This is a genomic window from Thalassoglobus sp., from assembly GCF_048270125.1.
GTDB lineage: Bacteria > Planctomycetota > Planctomycetia > Planctomycetales > Planctomycetaceae > Thalassoglobus.
Window position 1 is genome coordinate 34,481 of sequence record NZ_JBLWTN010000033.1, and the last position, 21,965, is coordinate 56,445.

The following is a 21,965-nucleotide window of genomic DNA, read 5'->3' on the forward strand; positions in this document are numbered from 1 at the left end:
GGGAGCCTGTCTTCCCGCTTTTTTTGCAGGTTGGCTCCCAGGAGAAGACGATGGCTTTGTTGCAGAAAACTCAACTTGGACTTGCACTCATTCTGCTCGTTGGCTGTGGTTCCGCAGAGCAGGGGGGAGCAACGAATCCAGTACAGCAGCCAGTGACAAAGGTCGAAATCTCCAGCATTGACTGGAAATCACCTGTGACTCAGCAGGACCTGAAAGATTTCAAAGCCATTGTTGACCAACTTCCACTTCAACAAGTTCCTGAATTTGCTCGTGCCGATCTTGGTGACCAAAACGGCTCGACAATGAATGTAAAGCAGTACATCGCGCACCTGCGTGGACGTTACCGCTCCGCCATTGATCCGCAAAGACAAGGGGATGCCTGGCTGGAAGATTCAGAAGTTGCAAAGTCATTTCAAAGAGTGAATGTCGACCCACACAACTTCGCGGCTCTTGCAACCAAAATCAGTCTTGCGTGGTCCGCCTCAACTGTCAAAGGGGAAGTCCCCATTCTGGCAACTCAACGACGACTCAAAGAGCAACTCGAAGCCCTTGTTTTTGATGTCGAGCACCCATCGCCCGAAGAGTCTGTCCATCAACGTGAACAACGACTTTCTGTGATTCGAGAAACAATCGCTCTCAGCGAATTTCTGGCATTCATCAAAGAGGTTCCTGAAGAAAGTCTGGCAGTCGTTCAAGCAAACTCTGATGTCCTCCAGCGTTACCTTCCGCAAGCGAGTCTCCAGAATCGCTTCGAGCAACGTCATGAAAGCTCGCCGTCGGTGATTCACGTTGGTCACTCCTCAGAGTAAGCGGCAGAGTAAGCCGCCAGAGTATGCCAACGCCAGCGACGCATCGAGCAACTCGCTTACGACCGCCGATCCTTCTCTGATCGCCCGGGTTTTCCCGACCTCTGAGGCTGCTGGCCACGGGGCAGAACGCGAAGCCAAAATTGGATTTGCGACAGGCATTGCGTTGTCAGTTTCCTGTCAACGACTAGTATGGGCGCAAATCTTTGCCGTGTGCGGTATTTTACAGAGACCGACCCCGACATCGCGAATGATTCAGGATCAGCCAAAGACTTTTGTGATTTAAGCATCAATTCAAGCGTCAATTCAACGTTGACGAGTTTCTGAAACGGAGAAAAACAGAATGCCAGAACAGGTTGTCATTATTGGCTCAGGCCCCGCTGGATGGACCGCCGGAATTTATGCTGCTCGTGCAAGCCTGGAACCCCTTTGTATTGAGGGTGAAAACACCCAGGAGAACTGGGATCTTGGACGTCCTCCACAAGGGCAACTTGCCATCACCACCGAAGTCGAAAACTTTCCAGGTTTCCCACATGGAGACTTAGGTGGTTATCTCTCCTCTTCGATTTCTGCTGAACGTCAATACATGCTCAGCGAACATCAAAAGGCAGGGGTGAGTGGACCTGAATTGATGGAGTTGATGCGTCAACAGGCGATCAACTTTGGAACGCGGACAATTACCGAAGACGTTATCGAAGTCGATTTCTCTCAGCGACCATTCAAGCTGAAAACAACAAGCGGTCTGGAATTCGAAACACTCTCAGTCATCGTTGCCACTGGGGCACGTGCCAATTACCTCGGGCTCGATTCGGAAAAGCAATATAAAAACGCAGGGGTCTCAGCCTGTGCGGTCTGCGATGGGGCACTCCCAAGATTTCGCGATCAACCATTGGTTGTTGTGGGCGGAGGAGACAGCGCCATGGAAGAAGCGGATTACCTGGCCAAGTTCGGCTCGAAGGTCTATATCGTCCACCGACGCGATGAATTTCGTGCGAGTAAAGTGATGGCGCAACGTGCCATCGACAACCCAAAAATCGATATCAAGTGGAATTCCACCATTGATGAAATTCTAGGGACCGACGAGGCAGGGGTCACCGCTGTCAGAATTCGCAGCACAGAAGACGAGAGCAAAACTGAAGAGCTCGAAGCTGCGGGCTATTTCGCTGCCATCGGACATACTCCGAATACAGAATTCCTCAAAGGCCATCTCGACATGAACGAAAAGGGTTATGTCAAATGGACTGTCCCGTTCCGGACGAACACCAGTGTGGAAGGTGTCTTCGCCGCTGGGGATGTCGCTGACGACCATTATCGTCAAGCCGTGACAGCTGCCGGGACCGGATGTATGTCCGCTCTCGATGCCGAGCGATTCCTCGGTTTAGATGGTCTCACTTAATTGAGAGCGTTTTCAATGCTTGTGGCCTCCAGTGACTCACCGGAGGCTAAATGGGAGACTGAAGACCCAAGTGTAACTTGCTCAAGAAAGCCTCACTCAGTCGAGAAAATTTTAGCCGGGCACATGAGAAGTGCCCGGCTATTTTTGCTTTCCTCGATGACTCTCTCACTGGCTTGAATATTGTCTCGAATCTTGCGAACAACCTGAAGCCGCTTTTCTTCTTGTCTTTCGCGAACCCCCTCTTTTGACACTGGATCAACTCTCTGAGATCCGGGCTTTACCTGAACTGCCTGCCCTACATAGACTCCCGTTTACAGATCTTCTGGTAACGGAGTGAAGAGATCATGTGGTATGACATATTGGTATTGGCCATCCTCATTTATTTTGCCGTGCGCGGTGCCGCACGCGGGATGGTTTTACAACTTGCCGGCATCGCCGGGATTGTACTCTGCTTTGCATTTGCGGATGGAATTTCTCAATTCGCTGGCCCATATGTCACTCTCGAAGAGCCACTCAATACCTGGGTCATTCTGTTTGGCGCCTATATTTTCTTCACACTGATCGCATACGTGATCGCAGGACGGATTTCTGAGTATCTGGTGCGCGTGAAACTCAAAGAGTTTGACAGCCACCTCGGAGCGGTTTTGGGATTCGTCAAAGGGGTCATTTTGTGCCTGATCATGACGTTCGCAATCGTGACCGTTTCCGAGGATGCCCGTGAAGCGTTGAGAAAATCTCGCAGCGGAATTGCAGCTGCCCGAATTGTGAAAACTGGTCATTCCTACTTAGAAGTCCTCCCTCCAAATCTCGTTGAAGCGCTTGAAAAGTATATCCATCTTTTGGATGACGACGATCTGGCCAATCACTACGCTGGCGAGCACGCTCATCACGGGCATGATCATCTCCCCGGAACAAATATCTCTCTGGGTGATTCCGGAACGATCGACCATGGGGCCACTCCTAATCCCAGTCAGCCTGGTTTTGACCCAGTCGCTGAACTTAAAAATCTCGTCAGCCAGCAAACCCAGCAGCTTCTCATTTCTGCGATTCAAAGCGAATCCAATCCGCAAACGCAAAACGAACTCGCCAGTCGTCTGGTCGAAAATTTAAAAAGCGCAAGCCCTCAGGAACGCTCAGAATTTGAAACGCTCTTGCAGCCGTTTCGCAATCAAGGCTCGCAAATCCTGTTGAGCCGTCTCTCCAGTTTCCTGAATGTTCCAACAACTCCAAAACCTGTTGATCCGGGACTTCCCGTTCAGCCCCCCACAACGCCACCACAGCCGAATCTCAAAGCAGAGATCGCTTCATACACCAAGCAAGTGGCAGCTGTTTACAGCAGAGATCCTGTGCAACAACAAAACTTCGAAACTCAGATCAGTCAATTTTTAGGAGCACTCCCAGATGAGATTTATCTGGGAGTCCTGAAAGACTGGAACGCAGACATCCGCTCGCTGCCAGATCCGGATCGGCAGACAACGGGACAAAGCACACTCGAACAAAGAATTTACCGCCAGGCAGAACTGGCAAACATCCCGATCTGGAAGCTCGCACCAGAGATTCAAGATCGACTCAAGGCGGTGAGCAATCCGCGCAGCGGATCGATTCGATAGATCATCATCAACGCTTGTCGTTCCCGTGGTCAATCAGTCCGAACAGAGGCAGCTCTGAACCCTACGATGCAGGCCTGAACGCCGCTTACGGATAGAGGATACAGGAAGGGGAAGCACGAACGTTTCGAAGCCATCCTCAATACAGACCAGACTCGAAAGAAGACCGTCAGTTGAGGCAGGCTTGAAGAGACAGAAAGAGGCGATGACGCAGGTTCGAAATACGACCCTGAAACCGTATTTGTGATCTGCGACATCCCCAGGGAATTCACATTCCCTCGTAAAAGGACCAGACCCCAACGTCCGATAATGTCCGTTATGTTCGATTCGGGTACGGCAAATAGGCAGCCAAACCTATATTGAGGGTTGTGCTGCTTAAATGCGAGCGGAGAGTTCTGCTCTCGGTTCGTTCTAAGAACGTGTCCGAGAGCGACTATCCCGGATCCGGTCCCGAACCGGTTATGCTTCCGATTCCAACGGGGCTGCTTGCACCGTTTCTTCGAAGACTCCGATCTTGCGGAACTTGTCGTAGCGGCGGTTGATGAGCTCGTCTTTCGGGATCTCAGAAAGCTGCTTGAGAGCACTGTTCAGCGAGGCTGTCATGAAAGTCGCCATCTGGCGGTGATTGCGATGAGCTCCGCCGAGTGGCTCATCGATGACTTCGTCGACGATGCCCATTTTGAGCAGGTCCGAACTCGTAAACTTCAGTGCGAGCGCGGCCTTGTCAGCGAACTTGGCGTGCTTCCAGAGAATGCCTGCACATCCTTCTGGACTAATCACCGAGTAGTAAGCGAAACGGAGCATGGAGATGTGGTCTCCAATCCCGATTCCGAGTGCGCCTCCACTCCCCCCTTCCCCGATTACCACGCAAACGATGGGGGTGTTGATCTTGGACATCTCGCGCAGGTTCAAAGCAATCTGATACGCCTGTCCGCGTTCTTCCGCTTCGATTCCGGGATATGCTCCGGCGGTGTCGATGAGACACACGATCGGCAGGTTGTACTTAGCTGCCATCTGCATTTTCCCAAGAGCCTTTCGGTAGCCCTCGGGATGAGCCATTCCATAATTGTGCTCAAGACGCTCTTTGAGATTCCGTCCTTTCTGCTGCGCGATCAGCATCACTTTACGGTCGCCGATTTTTGCGAATCCGGTCAGGATGGCTCGATCATCTCCGAAGGATTTATCTCCGTGGAGTTCCACGAATTCATCAAAGACCAATTCGATGTAATCCAGCGCCTTGGGGCGTTCATCGTGCCGAGCCACTTGCACAATTTGCCAAGCGTCAAGTTGCTCGTATGTTTCTCTTTTCAGTTTCGTAAGTTCGGTTCGAATGTTCCGGATCGACTCTCGCGTGGAAGCCGTAGGATTCGGTTGAGACTCCAGACTTTCTAACTGCTTTTCCAGATCAAAAATAGGACGTTCGAAAGGGAGCGGAAGTGGTGCGGACATAGTAATAGAATCGTTATTTGTCGTGATGGATTTCTGTATGGAACTTTAGGGGAATTGATTAGAGCTGGTCCTGAAACTTGAAATTGCTCTCTCAAACGTTGAGGAAAGCGACGATTCCAGAGGTTTTCGGACTGGTTCTATTCAATTTCGAGGTCATCAAAGGTCGCTAAAGGGATATCCTCTTTCGGCTTTTGTTGCTCAGCTGGCGGAGCAGACGGGGCAGAGGGTTGTGGCCTCTGAGTTTGCTGCGGCGCGGTTGGCGGTGCTGTCGGCGGCGATTGCTGCTGCGGTGCGCCTGGTGTTGGAGCAGGTGCTCCAGGTTGTGGAGGCTGAGCTCCTTGCTGCGCAGCTGGCGGTCCGGGTTGCGGAGGCATTCCCCCCGGTTGAGGTGCTCCGGGATACGGCATCCCAGGTTGTGGATAACCGGGAGGCATTCCTGGTTGTGGCGGATAGCCAGGGGGCATCTGGCCCGGCATCATACCGGGCTGTTGAGGAAACCCTGGCATTCCTCCGGGGTAACCTGGCATCATCCCGGGAGCCATCGGATAACCGGGTGGCATTTGACCGGGCATCGTTCCGGGGTAACCCGGCATGGGCATCCCTGGATGAGGCATTCCCGGTTGTGGCATGCCTGGCTGTGGTGGATACCCTGGCATGGGCTGTTGTTGTTGAGGCGGCGGTGGCTGAGGCTTTTTCTCTGCGACCGGAATCGGCTTTGGTTTTGGCTTTGGTGCTGGTTTCGATTCGCCATCTTTGCTGCGATCACGACTGGCATCTCGACGACTGTCGAGTCGATCCTCAGCAGCTTGCGCATCAGACATTTCGAGAGCTTCCTTACGCTCTCGCTGCACTTTGACAGGATCTTCTTTGAAGAAAGTAATCCCGCGAACAGCAGCGAAGACTTCCTGCATTGAAGCGGGACGTTCTTTCACCTGCTTGGCAAGAAGTCTTAACACCAGATCGTCTGCATCGGGAGAGATGTTGTCATCAATTTCGGAAGGTCTCACCGGCTTGTCTCGAACGTGCATCATCAACAAGTCGTTTGGATTGGCTGTTCGAAATGGAGGATTTCCCGTGAGTGCTTCATAGAGCAAAACACCCAAGCTGTAGATATCTGCAGAAGGTGTGAGCGCCTCACGACGAATCAATTCTGGAGCGAGGTACGTCCGCGTTCCCTGGATGACAATTCGACTCTTCTTTGTCATCGCCCGTAAAATGGCGTTTGATGGCTTACTACTTAGTGAAAAGTCAATGAGCCGAACTTCTCCCCCTTTGTTCAAGAGCACATTGTCCGGTTTGACATCACGATGGACCCAGCCTTTGTCGTGAAAGTAACCCAGCGCTTGCGAGAGCGCCTCCATGACTTTCTTAACGCGTCCCTGTGCCTGGGCATGGTCATTGCGAATCAGAGACTTCAGGTTTCCAGACCGGAAGAACTCCATTGTGTAGTAGCCGAGCTTCTTCGTGATTTTCAGGTCGTAGATCTGAATGATCGAAGGGTGCTCCATCGATTTACCGATGGTCGCTTCATGCTTGAGCGACTTCTTCTGTTCAGGATCAAGAAGTGCTTCTTCGAGCAGCAGCTTCATCGCCAGCGGTTGCGCACTTCCGCTCTTTTTGACTTCCCAAATCTGTGTTGCCGATCCTGTAGCAATACAGTTGATCAGTTCATATTCGTCGATCTTGTCACTCTCAGACACGTACTTACCTCAATTTGCAGAATTGTTTGAGAACCGCTGACAACGCTCCTGAAATCGCAATCATTCACTGAATTTTCGATCTCTTGTTCTGGCTTGGCTTCAACGAGTCAAAACAATTCGTGTATTTCTTTCTTGCCGAAATCGACCAGTGGGAACGGTCGACCGGCTGGCCCCGGCAGATGAGTTTCCAAGTCAAACCCCATGCTATGGAAAATGGTCGCCACAATGTTCCCGGGGTCGACGGGGCGATCCGCTGGAACTCCGCCGACAGGATCACTCGCTCCGACAACTTGCCCCCCCTGCACTCCACCACCAGCGAAGTAGGATGTGAAGCACTGCGGCCAATGGTCTCGGCCGCCAGCGGGGTTCACTTTCGGAGTTCGTCCGAATTCCGCAATATTGCAAACGAGCGTGTCGTCGAGCATTCCCCGGTCGCTCAGGTCCTGAATGAGTGACGCGTAGGCCTGATCGTACATCGGGCAAACGATATCCTTCATCCCTGCAATGGATGTAAACGGCTTCGAGCCATGTATGTCCCAAGTCACTTCGTTGAAGACTGTCAGGAAGGTATTGATAGTGACAAAGCGAACGCCAGCTTCGACTAACCGACGAGCAAGCAGACAGCTCTGGCCAAATCGATTCATGCCGTATCGTTGACGCACCTTGGCTGACTCTTTGGTGAGATCGAATGCGTCACGCGCCTGAGAACTGGTCATCATGCGAAATGCGGCGCTGAAGTTGCTGTTGAGGAGATCCGCACTTTCGGTCGCTTCGAAGTTTTTCACGGTCGAATCGACGATGTCCCGCATTTTCCGACGTCGTTCGAGTCGAACTGTTCCGACTTCGGGAGGTGGAAGCAAATCAGGAACCTTGAAATTCTTCTCCGATGGATCGGCATTCAAAGCAAACGGATCGTTCGCTTTTCCCAGGAATCCACCAGCCTGACCGTTCGGAAGGTTCCCCCCTCCCCTGCCCATCAGTTCCGGCAGAACCACAAATGGCGGTAAGTCGGTTTTTCGACCACGTAAATAACTGACAACCGCACCAGCATGAGGCGTATTGACGCCACCGGTGAACTGACGTCCAGTTTGTAGCATTTGCCATCCAGCATCGTGAACAGCAGCTCCAGTGTGGTGACAGGAACGCACAAGTGAGAATTTATCGGCAATTTTTGCATGTTCAGGAAGAATCTCTGAAATCTGCACACCGTCCGCTACGGTCGAAATTGGCTTGAACGGCCCTCGCACTTCAGCGGCAGCTTCCGGCTTCATATCGAACAGGTCGATATGGCTGGGAGCCCCCAGATTAAAAATCATGATACAGGCTTTATTATCGTTGCCGGGACGGATTTTCCCTGCTTCTTTGGCCTGCAGGTAGTGCGGAAGAGAAAGTCCCATCGCTCCCAGAGAGCCGACCTGCATGAAATCGCGCCTCGTCATTCCATCGCAAGTTTGCGCTTTCCCTTTCCCTTCAAGGCTTAACATCATTTCTTCCTTTGCCAGTTTGTGTGAAACTGTATCGTCTTGAACCAATGCAACGGTATGGGAACTTTCGTCAATTCTAACGTTTTTCATTGGGATATTGCCAACCGAATTGCAGATTCTCCCGCAAATCCCCTCTGCTGCCTCAATCCGAGATCTCTCTCAGTCTTGTTTTCGACTTCAAAGGGAGAGACTGACTGTCGCTTTTGAGGCCGATTTCTCCGCACTGAGACCTGCGATATCGGAGTGGATTGATGTCATTCCGGCACTGGAGCGGTCTTGACCGAAAATTCGAACCTGCCGTATTCTGCTGCTCCTCTCTCATCTCATCCAATAATACATTCGAACGCCCCCGAAATTTGGCCAGAAGCTCTCATTACTCAAATGAGGCGAATCGCTTGGTCAGGTTTTGGATCAGTTCAACAGGCCGTTCAGTTCTGGACGGTTCCTCCCCCACCAATCCCCTCATCTCAATCTCAAAAGACGATTGACGTCACGATGCCGTCGGTCGAAATGGTGTTTTCATGCAGGCAAAACGCCCCGCATCCAAGAATCACGATGATTCCAAGGTCAACTCACAAGATGCGTCGCAATCGCGACGGGCATTTTTAAAAGCGACCGCAGCCTCGTTTGCTTTGGGTAGCGTGTTCAGCGGCTGTCATGAACTCAATTTGAGGAAGTGGTTCGACAAAGATGAAGTCATGCGGCAGAAGGTGCGCTCTGCAATTCGAGGAGAAGAAGGTCACTCCCGCCTGATTGGTGATTACATCAAGATCGCCGAATCGACTTTGGGGTACATCAAAGTCCAGGGTGTAGGTTTCGTACACAGCCTCGAAGGAACTGGCGAAGACCCCCCTGCCTCGCCTCTCCGAAAACGGCTCCTTGATGATTTACGACTTGAGCAAATCAAAGACCCAAACACCATGTTGCGTTCACCCGATACCTGTCTGGTGGTTGTGACCGCTTACATCCCTCCGATTGTTCGGAAGGGAGACAAGATGGATATTGAAGTCACGCTTCCAGATGGAAGTCAGGCCAAGAGTCTCGCAGGTGGATGGTTGATGCCCTGCCTGTTGAGTGAGCATGCCCTTCTCGAAGGACAGGTTCGCGAGGGAAGTAACATCGGCATTGCAGTCGGCCCCATCCTCGTCAACAGCTTGACGAGCACAGATTCGAAATCGACAACAGGACTGAAAAGAGGCGTCATTCCAGGTGGAGGCCGATACACCGGCGATGATCGAGTTTTGACAGTTGCGATTCGAAATGATTACCGAACGGTCCGGATGTCTACCACGATCGCCGACCGAATTGGACACCGTTTCTACGATTACGACCGTAGCGGAATTCAACGGAAGTTGTGTGAGGCGAAAAGTAACGCTCATCTGGAACTCATCGTTCACGAACGGTATCGAGACAACTACCCTCGCTACTTACAATGTATTCGCCACATGGCATTGACTGAAACACCGGTCGAAAAACATATGCGAATGCAACAACTCGAAGACGCGATTCAGTTTGGTCCGACGTCTCAGAAAGCAGCTTTGCAACTCGAAGCAACCGGACCGGATGGCATTCCGATTTTGAAAATCGGACTCGCATCAAAATCACCCGAAGCGAGATTCCGAGCTGCAGAAGCACTTGCCTACCTCGGAAACGGAGATGGCGTCGCGATTCTCAAAGAATCGGCAGCACAGGAACCAGCGTTCCGAATTTTTGCACTGGCAGCCCTTGCAGCTCTGCCGAATTCTGATTCAGCTGAAGCACTTCGCGAATTGATGGACCATGAAAGTTTGGAAACTCGGTATGGTGCGTTTCGTGCCCTTTCGACGATGTCTCCAAACGATCCAAACCTGAATCGAATCGACATGAAGGGTGACTATTCCCTTCACTTGATCGACTCAGAGACTGAACCGTTCATCCATATCACGCGGAACAAGAAAGCGGAAGTTGTTCTGTTTAACCAAAACCAGAAATTTCAGTTACCGATGTTCGTTCGAGCCAGTTCCAAGATTCTGGTCCAGGGAAACCCTTCCGCCAATGGAATTGTCATCAAACGAATTGCCGCTGGCGAAGAGACACAAACACTTGAAGTCTCGGCTCGTGTTGTCGATGTGATTAAAGGTGCGACCGAGTTGGGAGCAACCTATGCCGACATTGTTCAAATGCTCGTGCAGGCCGAACAGCAGCACAACCTGCCTGGCGAAATCGCCATCGACAAACTTCCGAAACCTGGTCGCGTTTACCATCGGATTCCAGAAGACATGGGCAATAATTCAAGCGGCGATTCAAGCACTGTTCCAATTGGAAACGACGGACTGATGCCGAACCTGTTCGAAGAGCTCCCCAACAAGCCGATCCTCCCCACTTCAACACTACCAACAGGCAAGGCTGACAAAGCTGCCGCCGGAGGGCCCAACAGTTTCGAAGTGCTGTAGAAGCTCGTGACGGGTTCGTTGCCCCGATGGCGACGAACCCAGAACCGCTGAAAGTCCAGCGGTCCACATTGAAAGTGTGGCACTCACTCAACCTGATTCCCAACCCCCAATTCCCGATTTCTGTCGATGTTAAAGTCCCTGGAACTGTTCGGATTCAAGAGTTTTGCGGATCGGACACTGTTCGAATTTTCGCCGGGGATCACGTGCGTCGTTGGGCCAAATGGAAGTGGGAAAAGTAACGTTGTTGATGCCCTCAAATGGATCTTGGGGGATCAGTCTGCGAAGAGTCTTCGCGGGAAAGATATGTCCGATGTGATCTTCAACGGATCATCGGGACGACGCGCCAGCGGGTTTGCAGAAGCGACGCTTGCCTTCGACAACACACAGGGACTCCTTCCGATCGATTCAGCAGAGGTCTCTATCGGTCGCCGCCTGTATCAAAGTGGAGATTCAGAATATCTTCTCAACGGATCTGCCGTTCGTCTCAAGGATATCCGTGATGTCTTTATGGGAACAGGGGCCGGAACCGCAGCTTACAGCATCATCGAACAGGGCCGCGTCGATCAAATTCTGCAGGCCAATCCGACGACTCGACGTCTTGTTTTCGAGGAAGCTGCCGGAATCAGTAAGTTCAAAGCACGGCGAATCGATGCCGAGCGAAGGCTGGAACGGGTCGCACAAAACCTGTTGCGACTGACCGACATCGTTGACGAAGTCGAATCGCAGCTGAATTCGACGCGATCTCAGGCGACGAAAGCGGCTCGCTTTCGAGAAGTTTCCACCGAGTTGAAAGCACTCTGGACCGGACTTGCCGCAGACGATTTCAGGCACCTCTCGCAAAAGCTCGACGAAAAGCACGACCGACTGGACCTGCTCAAGCAACAGGAAGCGGACATTCTGGAACGTGTCGCCAAGATCGAACAACAGCGACACGAAACAGATCAATCCATCTCTGAATTTGATGACAAGTTGATCGACCATGAAAGAACCATCGCCAGTAATCGTCAGGCCATGGCTACGCATGAATCGACAATGCACCATCAGTCGACACGACTTCAAGAGATCACCGTTGAACTTGACCGACTGCGGACTCAGCGCGCCAGCCTGAAACATCAGGTCCATGGTGTCGAATCCGAGTACCATCTCGCCCAGCAACAACTCCACGATTTCGCCAAAGAATACGAAACTGTACGCGAGGAACTGGAGCAGAAAGAAATCCAAACGAGCCAGATTCGCGAACGCATTTCAATATGGCGCTCAACGATCGCGGAATCGAATTCACAATTGAAAGTGATCGAAAGAAACAAGTCGACAGCGATCGAACGCTCGGCTGTTCTAAGATCACAAGCAGAGGCCTATTCTAAACGGTCGTCAGATCTTCAACACGAAATCCAACGATCTGACGAACTTCTGGAAAGAGCGAATACTGGCAAACGGGAACGCCAGAAACTTGTCGAAGAAGCTGAGGTCGCCTACCGTGCCGTTCAACAAGCAATCGAAAATCTGCAGTCGAATCGCGCCACGCTTTCCGATCAAAAAACACTCGCCGGAAATCAGCTCAGTGAGCTGAAAGAACGCCGCAGTGCGGAAGCCGCTCGCTTGGCGGTACTCGATGAGCTTGAACAGCGCCAGGAAGGAATCGCGATTGGAGTTCAGGAAATTCTGAAGCGATCAAAGACCTCGCACTTCCCCCCCTGGAATCGGATGCTCGGTCTCGTTCGTGACCTCATCGATGTTCCGATGGAACTGGCGCCGATCATTGACGCAGCTTTGGCAGAGCGGGCACAGTATATTGCGACTTCAGATTTGGAATCTCTTCTCGATTACCTCGACCGAGGAGCAGCTCCCATTGACGGCCGAGTCGGCTTTGTGGGTGTGAAGACAAAGCCGTCACAGTCGCATCCCCCCTCCCCTGCCCTGCCCCAGAGTGCAACACCTCTAAGTTCAGAGGCGCGTACTTCAGGCTCATCGGCAGTGGAAGTCGAATTGACAGGTCAGCCCGGGGTCTTTGGACGTGCCGATCGTTTAATTGCAGATTCAGAACGGTCGCCCGGCATTGCAGCTGCGGTTTTAAGCGATACCTGGATTGTCGAAACGCTTGACGATGCGCGGAGATTGATCGCGTCGCACTCAGCTGAACAAAAAATTCGCTTCGTCACATTGCAAGGAGAAGTCCTTTCGCCAGCCGGGGAATTGTTCGTCGGGACCGTGCCGCACGAATCGTCGATCGTCTCGCGAAAAAGTGAACTTCGCCAGTTGCGAAACAATATTCATCAACATGATCGCAACATCGAAGCGTTGCTGGAGCGGCAGTCCGTTCTGGGGAGTTCGATTGAATCAAAGCAAACCGAACTCGCCTCAGCCCGGCGTGAACTCGAGGAGAAAGCAAGCTCTCTCTCCGAATGTTCAGCATTGCTCGCAGGTGAAGAAAAGGAAGGACAGCGCCTTTCTGCAGAACGGAATCAAAAGCAACAACAACTCGATCAACTCAGCACCAAATCCCAGGAAGCCGAGCAGGAAATTGCCGAGCTGCAAAATGAACTCAATCAATTTATTGAAGAAGAACAAAAGCTGAAGCAGTCGATTCAAGAAATTGAATCCGAAATCCAAGGTGCCGAGAAGGAAATTCAGAAGCTCGCACAGGAAATGAAATCTCAACAACTGGAAATGGCGAAGCACGAAGAACGCCTCTCCAGTTTGAGGGACCGACAGGCACACCTCGAGAAAGAGCATCGCCAGACCTTACGGCAATCCGAAGAAGCGCAACAGCAATCGCAACAAGCTGAGCAGTCGCTGCGACGTGGTCGCATGACGATTTTGAACGCCGAACAAAACATTGCGACCCACGCCATCGCACTCGAAACAACAGTGAAGGAAACTCGGCAGTTCTTCCTTGAACGAGACTCACTGAGAGCATTGAGAAAAGCTCTTTCAAAGCAGGAAGATGCCGAACACAAACAGCGTCGAGTCTTTCAGGATCAGCAGCATGAACTTGAAATTGCCATCCAAAACCTGCGGCATCAACTGACTGGCACCGCTGACAGAATTTTTGAAGAGTTTCAAATCCCGTTAGACAAACTCGTCTCCAGCGGAGTCTCTGCTTATCGAATCTACCTTGAAGAACGGTATGGCGAAGATGTCGCAGCAAAACTGAACACTGAAGGCGACTCGCTCGAAGAGTCCGAGAACGAGACGGCGACTGAAGCTGATGCTCATGAGCTTGAAGCGGGTGCAAGTTCTGAAAACGAGTCAGAGTTGTCCGATGGATCAGAAGATTCAATCGACGACATCATCCTTCCCTCCTTTGAAGAAATTCGCGAAGAGCTCGAATCCCGCGTTGATCGATTACGAAGAAAAATCAAGTCAATGGGGCACGTGAACACGGAAGCGCTCGAGAGTCTCGAAGAGCTTGAAAATCGCTACAATCACATGAACCACCAGTTGCTTGACCTCCAGGAAGCGAAGGCAGCACTGGAAGATATCATCAGAACAATCAACGGAGAGAGCGAACGAATCTTTATCGAAACTTTCGAAACGATCCGCACTCACTTCCAGGAACTCTTCCGCAAGTTATTCGGCGGAGGTGACGCCGATATCATCCTCGAAGACCCCAATGATGTCCTCGAATGTGGCATCGATATCGTCGCACGTCCCCCCGGAAAAGAACTTCGGTCGATCTCTCTTCTATCTGGGGGAGAGAAAACCATGACCGCCGTCGGCTTGCTTTTTGCCATGTTCAAAAGCAAACCAAGCCCGTATTGCGTGCTGGACGAAGTCGATGCCGCTCTTGATGAAGCGAACGTCGATCGATATGTCGCCGTTGTCAAAGAGTTTGTCGAAATGACACAATTCGTGGTCATTACACACCGCAAACGGACAATGACCGCCGCGAACATCCTCTATGGCGTGACCATGGAACAGGCTGGCGTCTCCAAACGGATCTCTGTCAGTTTCGAGGATGTCAACGACAACGGCGAGATTCGCAACGCCGCGTAATCACCTTTTGATTCTCATCAGAGACAAGAGTTTTGCCGTACACTTGAAGTGTACGGCGATCCATTCAACAATCCGTTCTCTAAGCAGCCCCGACAATACTGTTGAAGCCGTTATTGTTGAAATCGTTGTGATTCACACGGTTTTCGATAACTTGGACAGATTTCGTCAAAGCTGATACATCAAAAAACTGAGAGAAAGAAACGGATCAATGTCTGCCAATCCTGAAGTCATTTTGAGTGCGTTCGCTGATGAAGCGGCCAATCGCAAGACCGCTGTCGAGCAAATGGCCTCGCTCGCTGCCCTCGGCCTCAAATACTACAGCCCACGTTTTGTCGATGTGACTGGCTCTGGCGAAGTGAAACATGTCGTCGAACTTAGCGACGAAGAACTTTCGCAACTTAAAGATATTCACGCGGAATACGGAATGTCTGTCGCCAGCATCGGCTCGCGAATCGGCAAGATCAAACTTCTCGATCAAGAAGATGGCTCGCACAACAAGTTCGTTCCTTTCGACGAATACATGGAGACCGAAGTCGCAAACACCATCCGAGCGGCTCTTGCTCTCGATGCAAAATTGATTCGCGGCTTCTCCTTCTACCAACCTAAGGGCGAAGCTCCCGATGGGTATGTCGATCAGGCTGTTGAGCTGGTCGCCAAAATTACTGACGAATTCGCCAAACACGGAATTGTTTATGGCCTTGAGGTCGAAGCAAACCTCATCGGGCAAAACGGAAAAATGCTGGCCGAACTGGCTACCAAAATCAACCGTGAAAACCTTGTCGTGATCTACGATGGCGGAAACCTTTCCTCCCAGAACATGAGCCCTGTTCAATGTTTTGAAGAATACGAACTGATGCGACCACACATTGGTTGGATTCACATCAAAGATTATGAAATTGACCCCGCGATGGAATGGCTCGGCTACGTCGACGAAGAACGCCTCAAAAACTTCGTCCCTGCCGATGTTGGTGACAGCGGCCACGAAGCGATCCTCCGAGATTTCCGCGACCACATCCCTGCCCTGGATGAACGCATGAAAAAACTCGGCGGCCCAGGTGTCTTCCTCGAACTCGAACCACACCTCAAAGGTGGCGGCCAGTTCGGCGGTTTCAGCGGTCCCGATGGAATGGGCGTCGCAGTCCGTGCCCTGTGCTCGCTCCTCGATTACACCAACATCGACTACCGTCTGAGAAACATGGCAGACATCAAAGAGCTTCGCGGTTTTTAATCTGAAGCGTTCAGCTAGAGCAGTTTGCTCTACCGTGTGCCCGTGAAGAACGCATTTCTCAAGTAAAAATGCTGTTCGCCACGAGGCAGAACCTGCAAACCAATTCGAAAGATGCTCTAGAAATTTGCCGGACACTTCAAGTGTCCGGCAAAATTTCAGTTGCACGAACCAGTCGGTTGCAGCGATTCACATTGTCGATATTATACCCCAACCGATTCACAGCCCGATGGTGTAACGGTAGCACGAAAGATTCTGATTCTTTTAGTCCAGGTTCAAATCCTGGTCGGGCTAATTTTTGAGCTCTCTTTGAAGCGTATCTTGCGTTTCTTCGTCTTCGGCCGTGCAGTTCACTGGCTCGCGCTGCCAATTTCTTTTGTTTGTTCTTTAATGATTTGATCCGGCTCGCTGATCTGTCGGACGGATCTGGTCTGCTCTTTTCATCTTCGATTTGACTTATTTTGGTTGAGCGCTTGGGCAATGAAGTCTCGATTGACTCTCGATCGCGGGACTCTGCTCTCGAACCAGCTGCGGATGTCGGCTTCCAGGCCGACTCCATGCATGAAATTGTACAGCGCTTTATTGAGTCCGACGCCGAGGGAATCGTGATTGACACCTGTGGGGTCGATGAAATCAATGTCATTCTTTGCGAAGGAGACCTCAGGCAATGGGATGAGTTGAATGCCGTACTCTTCCGGATTCTTTCCGACTGGTGAGTGAACCGTACAGGTGAAACGATGGAAGAAACCGGACTGAATGCAGCCTTCCTCAAACAGCTGGCGGACGTATTCCAAAGCATCGACGGTGTCTTGCACAGTCTGTGTTGGAAACCCATACATCAGGTAAGCGTGCACCAGAATGCCGACATCGGTGAAAGCCCGCGTCACACGTGCGACCTGATCAACCGAGACTCCCTTCTTCATCAGCTTTAACAGTCGATCTGAGGCAACTTCCAACCCTCCGGAAATCGCGATGCAGCCACTGTCTGCCAATAGTTCACACAGTTCGGGAGTGAATGATTTTTCGAAGCGAATGTTCCCCCACCAGGAGACGGTCACGTTGCGACGCAGCAGCTCTTCCGCCATCGCTTTGAGTGCTTTTGGTGGTGCGGCTTCGTCTACAAAGTGAAAACCTGTCTGTCCGGTTTCTTGAATAATTGCTTCAATACGATCCACCAGGGTGGTCGCTGCAACTCCGTCATAGCGACCGATGTAGTCCAGTGTCACATCGCAAAAGCTGCACTTCTTCCAGTAGCAGCCGTGAGCAATCGTCAATTTATTCCAGCGACCATCCGACCATAACCGGTGCATCGGATTGAGCATGTCCAAGGTCGACAGATACTGATCGACCGGCAGGCCATCCCAAGTCGGAGTGCCGACTTCCGCAAAAGGCACATTTGGTTCCGGATGGTTGATGTATTGAACTTCACAAGAGTTACTCGTTGTCGATTCCGTTTCTCGCACAGATTCTCGTACAAATGTTCGCACCAGCTGGCCTCGTGGTCGTTCACCACGAAGGTGTTCCAGCAGCGCCAGGAGAGGACGTTCTCCATCATCCAGCGTGATGTAATCGAAATAGTCGAACAAGCGAGTTTCAGTAATCTCTCGCAATTCCGTATTCACAAATCCGCCACCCAGGACGGTGATGACATCGGGGTGTTCAGATTTAATTGCCTGAGCGATTCGGAATGCTGCATAGACGTTTCCGGGAAACGGAACTGACACAAGCACGAGATTTGGGAGATGTCGAGAAATGGCAGCCAGCGTCAGGTCTCGCAAGTTCCGGTCAACGAGATTCATTGGTTCGGACAATGCATCAGCCAGAGGATCGAAGGTCGGCTGACTGGCTGCCAGTGATTCGGCATACCGAACAAACTCGAACCGTGGGTCAATTCCTTCACGCAAGACGTCGGCAAGGTCGCTGAGATACAGAGTCGCAAAATGTCTGGCCCGATCCTGAACACCTAACGCTCCAAACGCCCATCCTAACGGATCACCACCATCATCCTCGTCTTCATAGACCTCCAGCGAGTCAAACCGGGCACCTTCGGGGAGGAACATGCGACTGTTAATTCGGTGCGCCAACGTGGGGTCACGACCTTGAAGGAATGCGATGACACGATCAATCGTGGCTAAATAATTGTCGAACTGTTCGCAGAATTTTCTGACGAGACGAGATGGCTTTGGATTCTCCTTGACCTGCTGATAAACATTTTGCAAACCTGTCGATGACAACAGGTTCAGTACTAATGCCAGTGCCAGGTCTTCCTGAACAGCATCGACTCCACGAGATCGCAGAAACCCGGTCAGGTATGCAGTGGACGGATAGGGAGTGTTCAGCTGAGTCATCGGGGGGATGACAGAGAGGACTCGCGGTGAGTTTTGAAGGATTGGGGTCAAGTAAAGTTTATGCCAGTGATGAAATGATGAGAACTGATCCTGAAACCTGAACATGCTTTCTCAAACAGTGAGAAAGATAATCATTCCAATAGTTTCCGGGCTGATTCTATGAACAGAAAGTGCAAAGCGTGTTGGCAAGTCCAACAAGTACCAAGCTCAGAGTGTAGCTGATCCCGCTTAAACCTCGACCCAAAGACTGCCTCCACAACCGAGCTTAAGAAAAGTGAACGTTCACTGCTCCTCTTGTGCCATCGATGCTCCCTTTCACAATAAAACACCACAATTCAATCGAGTGCAAACATAAAGAGAGATTGCGGAGTTCATTTCCAAAAGTTCTCAGAGCGGTTTCTCAGTCACTTTTGCTGAATGCCGCAAGTGGCTGCGGTTGCTTGCTGAATACATTGACTCGGCGTTGCGACAGCGTGTTACCCGTTTTCTGTCGCTGGCTGTGGATCGTTGCGTTATTACTTTCTTTTGGCCTTTGCCCCTGCTTATGATGTGATGGACTGAAGGAATACGGACCTAACACAGCCTTCACGAAAGGGCATCGATGGTTGATGATTTCTCAACGGATTCCGAAAATCCATTTGCAGCACCGACCTCAGCGAGTATTCAGGACTCCGAACCGCAAGAAGACTCCAGCGTCAAGAAAGACTTGCGGGCATTCGTAGGAAATAAGTGGGCCTATTATTACAAGCAATGGGAGTCCGTCCTCGAAGGCCGAGATCAGAAAACTGGCTTCAATTTTGTGGCATTTCTGTTTTCCGGGATCTGGCTGCCGTATCGCAAAATGTATTTCATTACATTTTTGTTCTACGGTTTCATTATTCTGGAAACAGTTCTTCAAGAGATTATCCTGCTGAAGGTCTTAAATCGGCCCGACATTTCTGAAATCCTGGACAGAGTCATTGGACTTGGCACGTCGATCGTAATCGGGATGTATGCCAACACCTGGTACCTTTCTCACTCGCGAAAAGAGGTTGACAAAATTCGCTCCGAGCATGACGACGACGAAACTGTTCGACGACTCCTGCAAAAACGAGGGGGGACAAGTTTACTCTCGGGGTTTGGCATGTTCTTTCTAGTCATCATCGCAATGATCGCTGCGCTGGTGATCATTTCTCCTGAAGATTTTTAGAACTGCCCCTACAACCCGAAGTTGCTCTCTGAAAGACTGAGAGGAGTCCCCCGCACACAAGTTTCCGGAATGGTTGCTGAGTAAAAGCCGGAGAACTCGAGTGTCAAAACTGGACAGTGAGTTTTGAGCTGCGAAGGCCGACCAGTTCTCGGGCACTCCGAACTCTCTCCAAAGTCCGGGTTTATGACAAATCGCAACGTGCCGAATTCGCAGGGCCACTGGCTAGGAGCAGTTTGCTCTGCCGTTTGCCCGTGAACAACGCATTTTTCTGGTAAAAATGCTGTTCGCCACGAGGCAGAACCTGCAAACCAATTCTCAAGATGCTCTAAAAGCATTTCGGAAATAATGTTCGTGTTCTGGCTGGGGGCCGGCTCTCTATGCAGCTGTGAGAGCGATCTTCACCGACAAACGATAGAGGAAAACACTTTTTCGCAGAGAAAACGAGTTCGTTCCTGACCTGTTCTTTTGGCGCGACGGTGGTTGTCTGGTCGACATGGATTATCTACAACGTCGAAGGCAAATCCAGTCAACACCGATTGATAAAAGAAATCATGGCCAAAACAAACGAGCTCAAACCAAATACATTCTTCGTTGAAGTTTCAGGGGCAGGCCTCCCTGAAGTGGATGGTCTCTTTGTTCCATCAACGGCACCGCCTGCCGAGTCGGAATCCGGGACTCTTTCCAGTTTGGGCTATTGGAACGGGAAGATGGCTTGGGATCGAGCTGATGGGAAATGTGCCAGAAGCCCTGCCCTTTCCTACTCCAATAGCTACAACTCCTGGAGAATTTGCCGGCTGGACGGCCATCTTGCCTACGACATCACTTCTGATGATGAGATGCCTCCGACCGATCGAAAATGGCATGTCTACAAAAAGGGAGTTGCTCCGGCACCGAAAGTTGTGGTCCACCACTTCGACCCACGTCTCCCCTGCCCGAAGCCCAATGTTGTTTTCGTTCTTGGAGGTCCCGGGACTGGAAAAGGGACGATGTGTGAACTGGCTGAAGCTCAACTTGGTTGGACTCACTTGTCCATTGGTGAACTCCTTCGCAAAGAACGTGAAGCGGGCGGAGAGACCGCTGAGACCATTGAAGATTACATCACATCAGGAAAGTTGGTCCCGAATGAAATCGTGGTGAGCCTCCTCAAAAACGCGATGGAGACATTGACCAGAACCACCGGCAAGAACAATTTTCTTCTTGATGGCTTCCCACGCTCTCTCGCGAATCTGGAAGGTTGGTACGAAATCTTTGGCCGGGAGACTGAACTTCCCAAAATGCTGTACTTCGACTGCCCATATGAAGTTCTCGTAAAGCGAATTCTTGGGCGTGCCAAGTATTCAGGAAGAAGCGATGACAATGTTGAAAGCATGAAACTGAGATTCGACACTTTCAACGAGGAAACGCTCCCGACGGTTGAGCTTTTCAAAAACAAAAATAAGTGCATTGAAATCGACACCAGCCAAGACCGGCCAGCAGTCTATACTCTTGTCGAAAGTCACCTCGCTGAGCACACCGACCAAGCCTTCACATCCAATCCGTACACCGAAAGAACTGAAATGCTTCTCGGTCTGAAACCATTCCCCGAGGCAAAGAAGTCGTGATCTGCGCACGGAGAGAGCACTCTGCTCTACCGTTTGCCTGTGAAGAACGCATTTCTCTTGTAAAAATATTGTTCGCCACGAGGCAGAACCTGCAAACCAATTTGAAAGATGCGAAAGTGGGCGATTTCCTTGCCGGACTTGAGATGCATCCGACGATTTGAAAACTGCATCGTATCAATACACAAAAAGCCCACCGGTTGACTTCAACTGGTGGGCTTTTTTTGTTTCACGACTTTCGCAATTTTCTACTTACGGAAGAAATCGCTGGGGCCTTTGTGTGTGTAGTACGGATAAACAACAGCTCCACCGGTCGCATTTTGCTGTGGATAGACCAAGTGTTTTGGGCGTTGGTATCCATAAGTGTAGTTGTGGCGTGGGTAGCAGTTGAGATCGCACCCGTACTGCTGGCAGTAAGCACCACCATAATAGTTGGCGGCTCCACCATGTCCGCCGTAATACTGTCCTCCTCCACCACTATAAACGTGTCCAGAGTAGGAATTCGCATTCACATGCTGCTGTGCATAAGCATCTGCCACTGCATCATTCACTTTTTCAACCTGGGCTTTAATGCCTCGGGTTTGTTGAATTTGCGGTTGCTGGCTTTGCAACTGTTGGTTTTGTTGTGGGAACTGTTGTGGAAATTGCTGTGGCATTTGCCGTTGGCTTTGAGCGTTTGCCGTCACTGCCGGGATGAGGCAGACTGCCATCGCCAAGAGATGAATTCGTTTCATG

14 protein-coding genes and 1 tRNA gene are annotated in these 21,965 nt (G+C 51.1%); 9 read left to right on the forward strand and 6 right to left on the reverse strand.

Features of this window, described 5'->3' with window-relative positions:
• The first annotated feature begins 50 nt into the window (after positions 1–50).
• On the forward strand, positions 51–809 hold the full coding sequence (locus tag ACN0YR_RS22505; protein ID WP_417851460.1) for a hypothetical protein: 759 nt from the start codon (positions 51–53) through the stop codon (positions 807–809).
• Here the strand turns inward: ACN0YR_RS22505 and ACN0YR_RS22510 are convergent.
• Positions 801–968 (reverse strand): hypothetical protein, encoded by a 168-nt coding sequence (locus tag ACN0YR_RS22510; protein WP_417851461.1) that lies wholly within the window; start codon positions 966–968, stop codon positions 801–803. The two genes, ACN0YR_RS22505 and ACN0YR_RS22510, sit on opposite strands and share 9 nt — an antisense overlap.
• A gap of 181 nt (positions 969–1,149) precedes the next feature.
• Here ACN0YR_RS22510 and ACN0YR_RS22515 point away from each other — a divergent pair, with 181 nt between their 5' ends.
• A complete protein-coding gene (locus tag ACN0YR_RS22515; protein WP_417851462.1) occupies positions 1,150–2,202 on the forward strand; it encodes a thioredoxin-disulfide reductase in 1,053 nt (350 codons plus the stop codon).
• A gap of 344 nt (positions 2,203–2,546) precedes the next feature.
• Positions 2,547–3,812, forward strand: coding sequence for a CvpA family protein (locus ACN0YR_RS22520; protein ID WP_417851463.1), 1,266 nt, complete (start codon positions 2,547–2,549; stop codon positions 3,810–3,812).
• A gap of 456 nt (positions 3,813–4,268) precedes the next feature.
• Here the strand turns inward: ACN0YR_RS22520 and ACN0YR_RS22525 are convergent, their stop codons facing one another.
• From ACN0YR_RS22525 to ACN0YR_RS22535, 3 genes are all read right to left on the reverse strand, one after another.
• Positions 4,269–5,258, reverse strand: coding sequence for an acetyl-CoA carboxylase carboxyltransferase subunit alpha (locus ACN0YR_RS22525; protein ID WP_417851464.1), 990 nt, complete (start codon positions 5,256–5,258; stop codon positions 4,269–4,271).
• A 137-nt stretch (positions 5,259–5,395) separates the two neighbouring features.
• A complete protein-coding gene (locus ACN0YR_RS22530; protein WP_417851465.1) occupies positions 5,396–6,958 on the reverse strand; it encodes a protein kinase domain-containing protein in 1,563 nt (520 codons plus the stop codon).
• A gap of 107 nt (positions 6,959–7,065) precedes the next feature.
• On the reverse strand, positions 7,066–8,442 hold the full coding sequence (locus ACN0YR_RS22535) for a DUF1501 domain-containing protein (RefSeq protein WP_417851476.1): 1,377 nt from the start codon (positions 8,440–8,442) through the stop codon (positions 7,066–7,068).
• A 521-nt stretch (positions 8,443–8,963) separates the two neighbouring features.
• Here ACN0YR_RS22535 and ACN0YR_RS22540 point away from each other — a divergent pair.
• The 4 genes from ACN0YR_RS22540 to ACN0YR_RS22555 all read left to right on the forward strand — a co-directional run bounded on the left by ACN0YR_RS22540 (position 8,964) and on the right by ACN0YR_RS22555 (position 16,389).
• Positions 8,964–10,874: a flagellar basal body P-ring protein FlgI gene (locus ACN0YR_RS22540; protein ID WP_417851466.1), complete on the forward strand. Its 1,911-nt coding sequence runs from the start codon at positions 8,964–8,966 to the stop codon at positions 10,872–10,874.
• A 126-nt stretch (positions 10,875–11,000) separates the two neighbouring features.
• Positions 11,001–14,870, forward strand: a complete 3,870-nt coding sequence (smc, locus tag ACN0YR_RS22545; protein ID WP_417851467.1) for a chromosome segregation protein SMC — start codon at positions 11,001–11,003, stop codon at positions 14,868–14,870.
• Positions 14,871–15,078: 208 nt separating this feature from the next.
• On the forward strand, positions 15,079–16,098 hold the full coding sequence (locus ACN0YR_RS22550) for a sugar phosphate isomerase/epimerase family protein (RefSeq protein WP_417851468.1): 1,020 nt from the start codon (positions 15,079–15,081) through the stop codon (positions 16,096–16,098).
• A 220-nt stretch (positions 16,099–16,318) separates the two neighbouring features.
• Positions 16,319–16,389 (forward strand) — tRNA-Gln (locus tag ACN0YR_RS22555).
• A gap of 146 nt (positions 16,390–16,535) precedes the next feature.
• Here ACN0YR_RS22555 and ACN0YR_RS22560 read toward each other — a convergent pair.
• Positions 16,536–18,443 carry a B12-binding domain-containing radical SAM protein gene (locus tag ACN0YR_RS22560; RefSeq protein WP_417851477.1) on the reverse strand — a complete coding sequence of 636 codons (1,908 nt, stop codon included), beginning with the start codon at positions 18,441–18,443 and terminating at the stop codon, positions 16,536–16,538.
• Positions 18,444–19,044: 601 nt separating this feature from the next.
• Here ACN0YR_RS22560 and ACN0YR_RS22565 point away from each other — a divergent pair.
• Both ACN0YR_RS22565 and ACN0YR_RS22570 read left to right on the forward strand, forming a co-directional pair.
• The gene (locus tag ACN0YR_RS22565) at positions 19,045–19,632 is read left to right on the forward strand and encodes a DUF2628 domain-containing protein (protein WP_417851469.1); all 588 of its coding nucleotides are present in this window, start codon (positions 19,045–19,047) and stop codon (positions 19,630–19,632) included.
• Positions 19,633–20,183: 551 nt separating this feature from the next.
• Positions 20,184–21,233 (forward strand): nucleoside monophosphate kinase, encoded by a 1,050-nt coding sequence (locus ACN0YR_RS22570; protein ID WP_417851470.1) that lies wholly within the window; start codon positions 20,184–20,186, stop codon positions 21,231–21,233.
• A gap of 245 nt (positions 21,234–21,478) precedes the next feature.
• Here the strand turns inward: ACN0YR_RS22570 and ACN0YR_RS22575 are convergent, their stop codons facing one another.
• Complete coding sequence (locus ACN0YR_RS22575) at positions 21,479–21,964, reverse strand: hypothetical protein (RefSeq protein ID WP_417851471.1); 486 nt, start codon at positions 21,962–21,964, stop codon at positions 21,479–21,481.
• Between the last annotated feature and the right edge of the window lies 1 nt (position 21,965).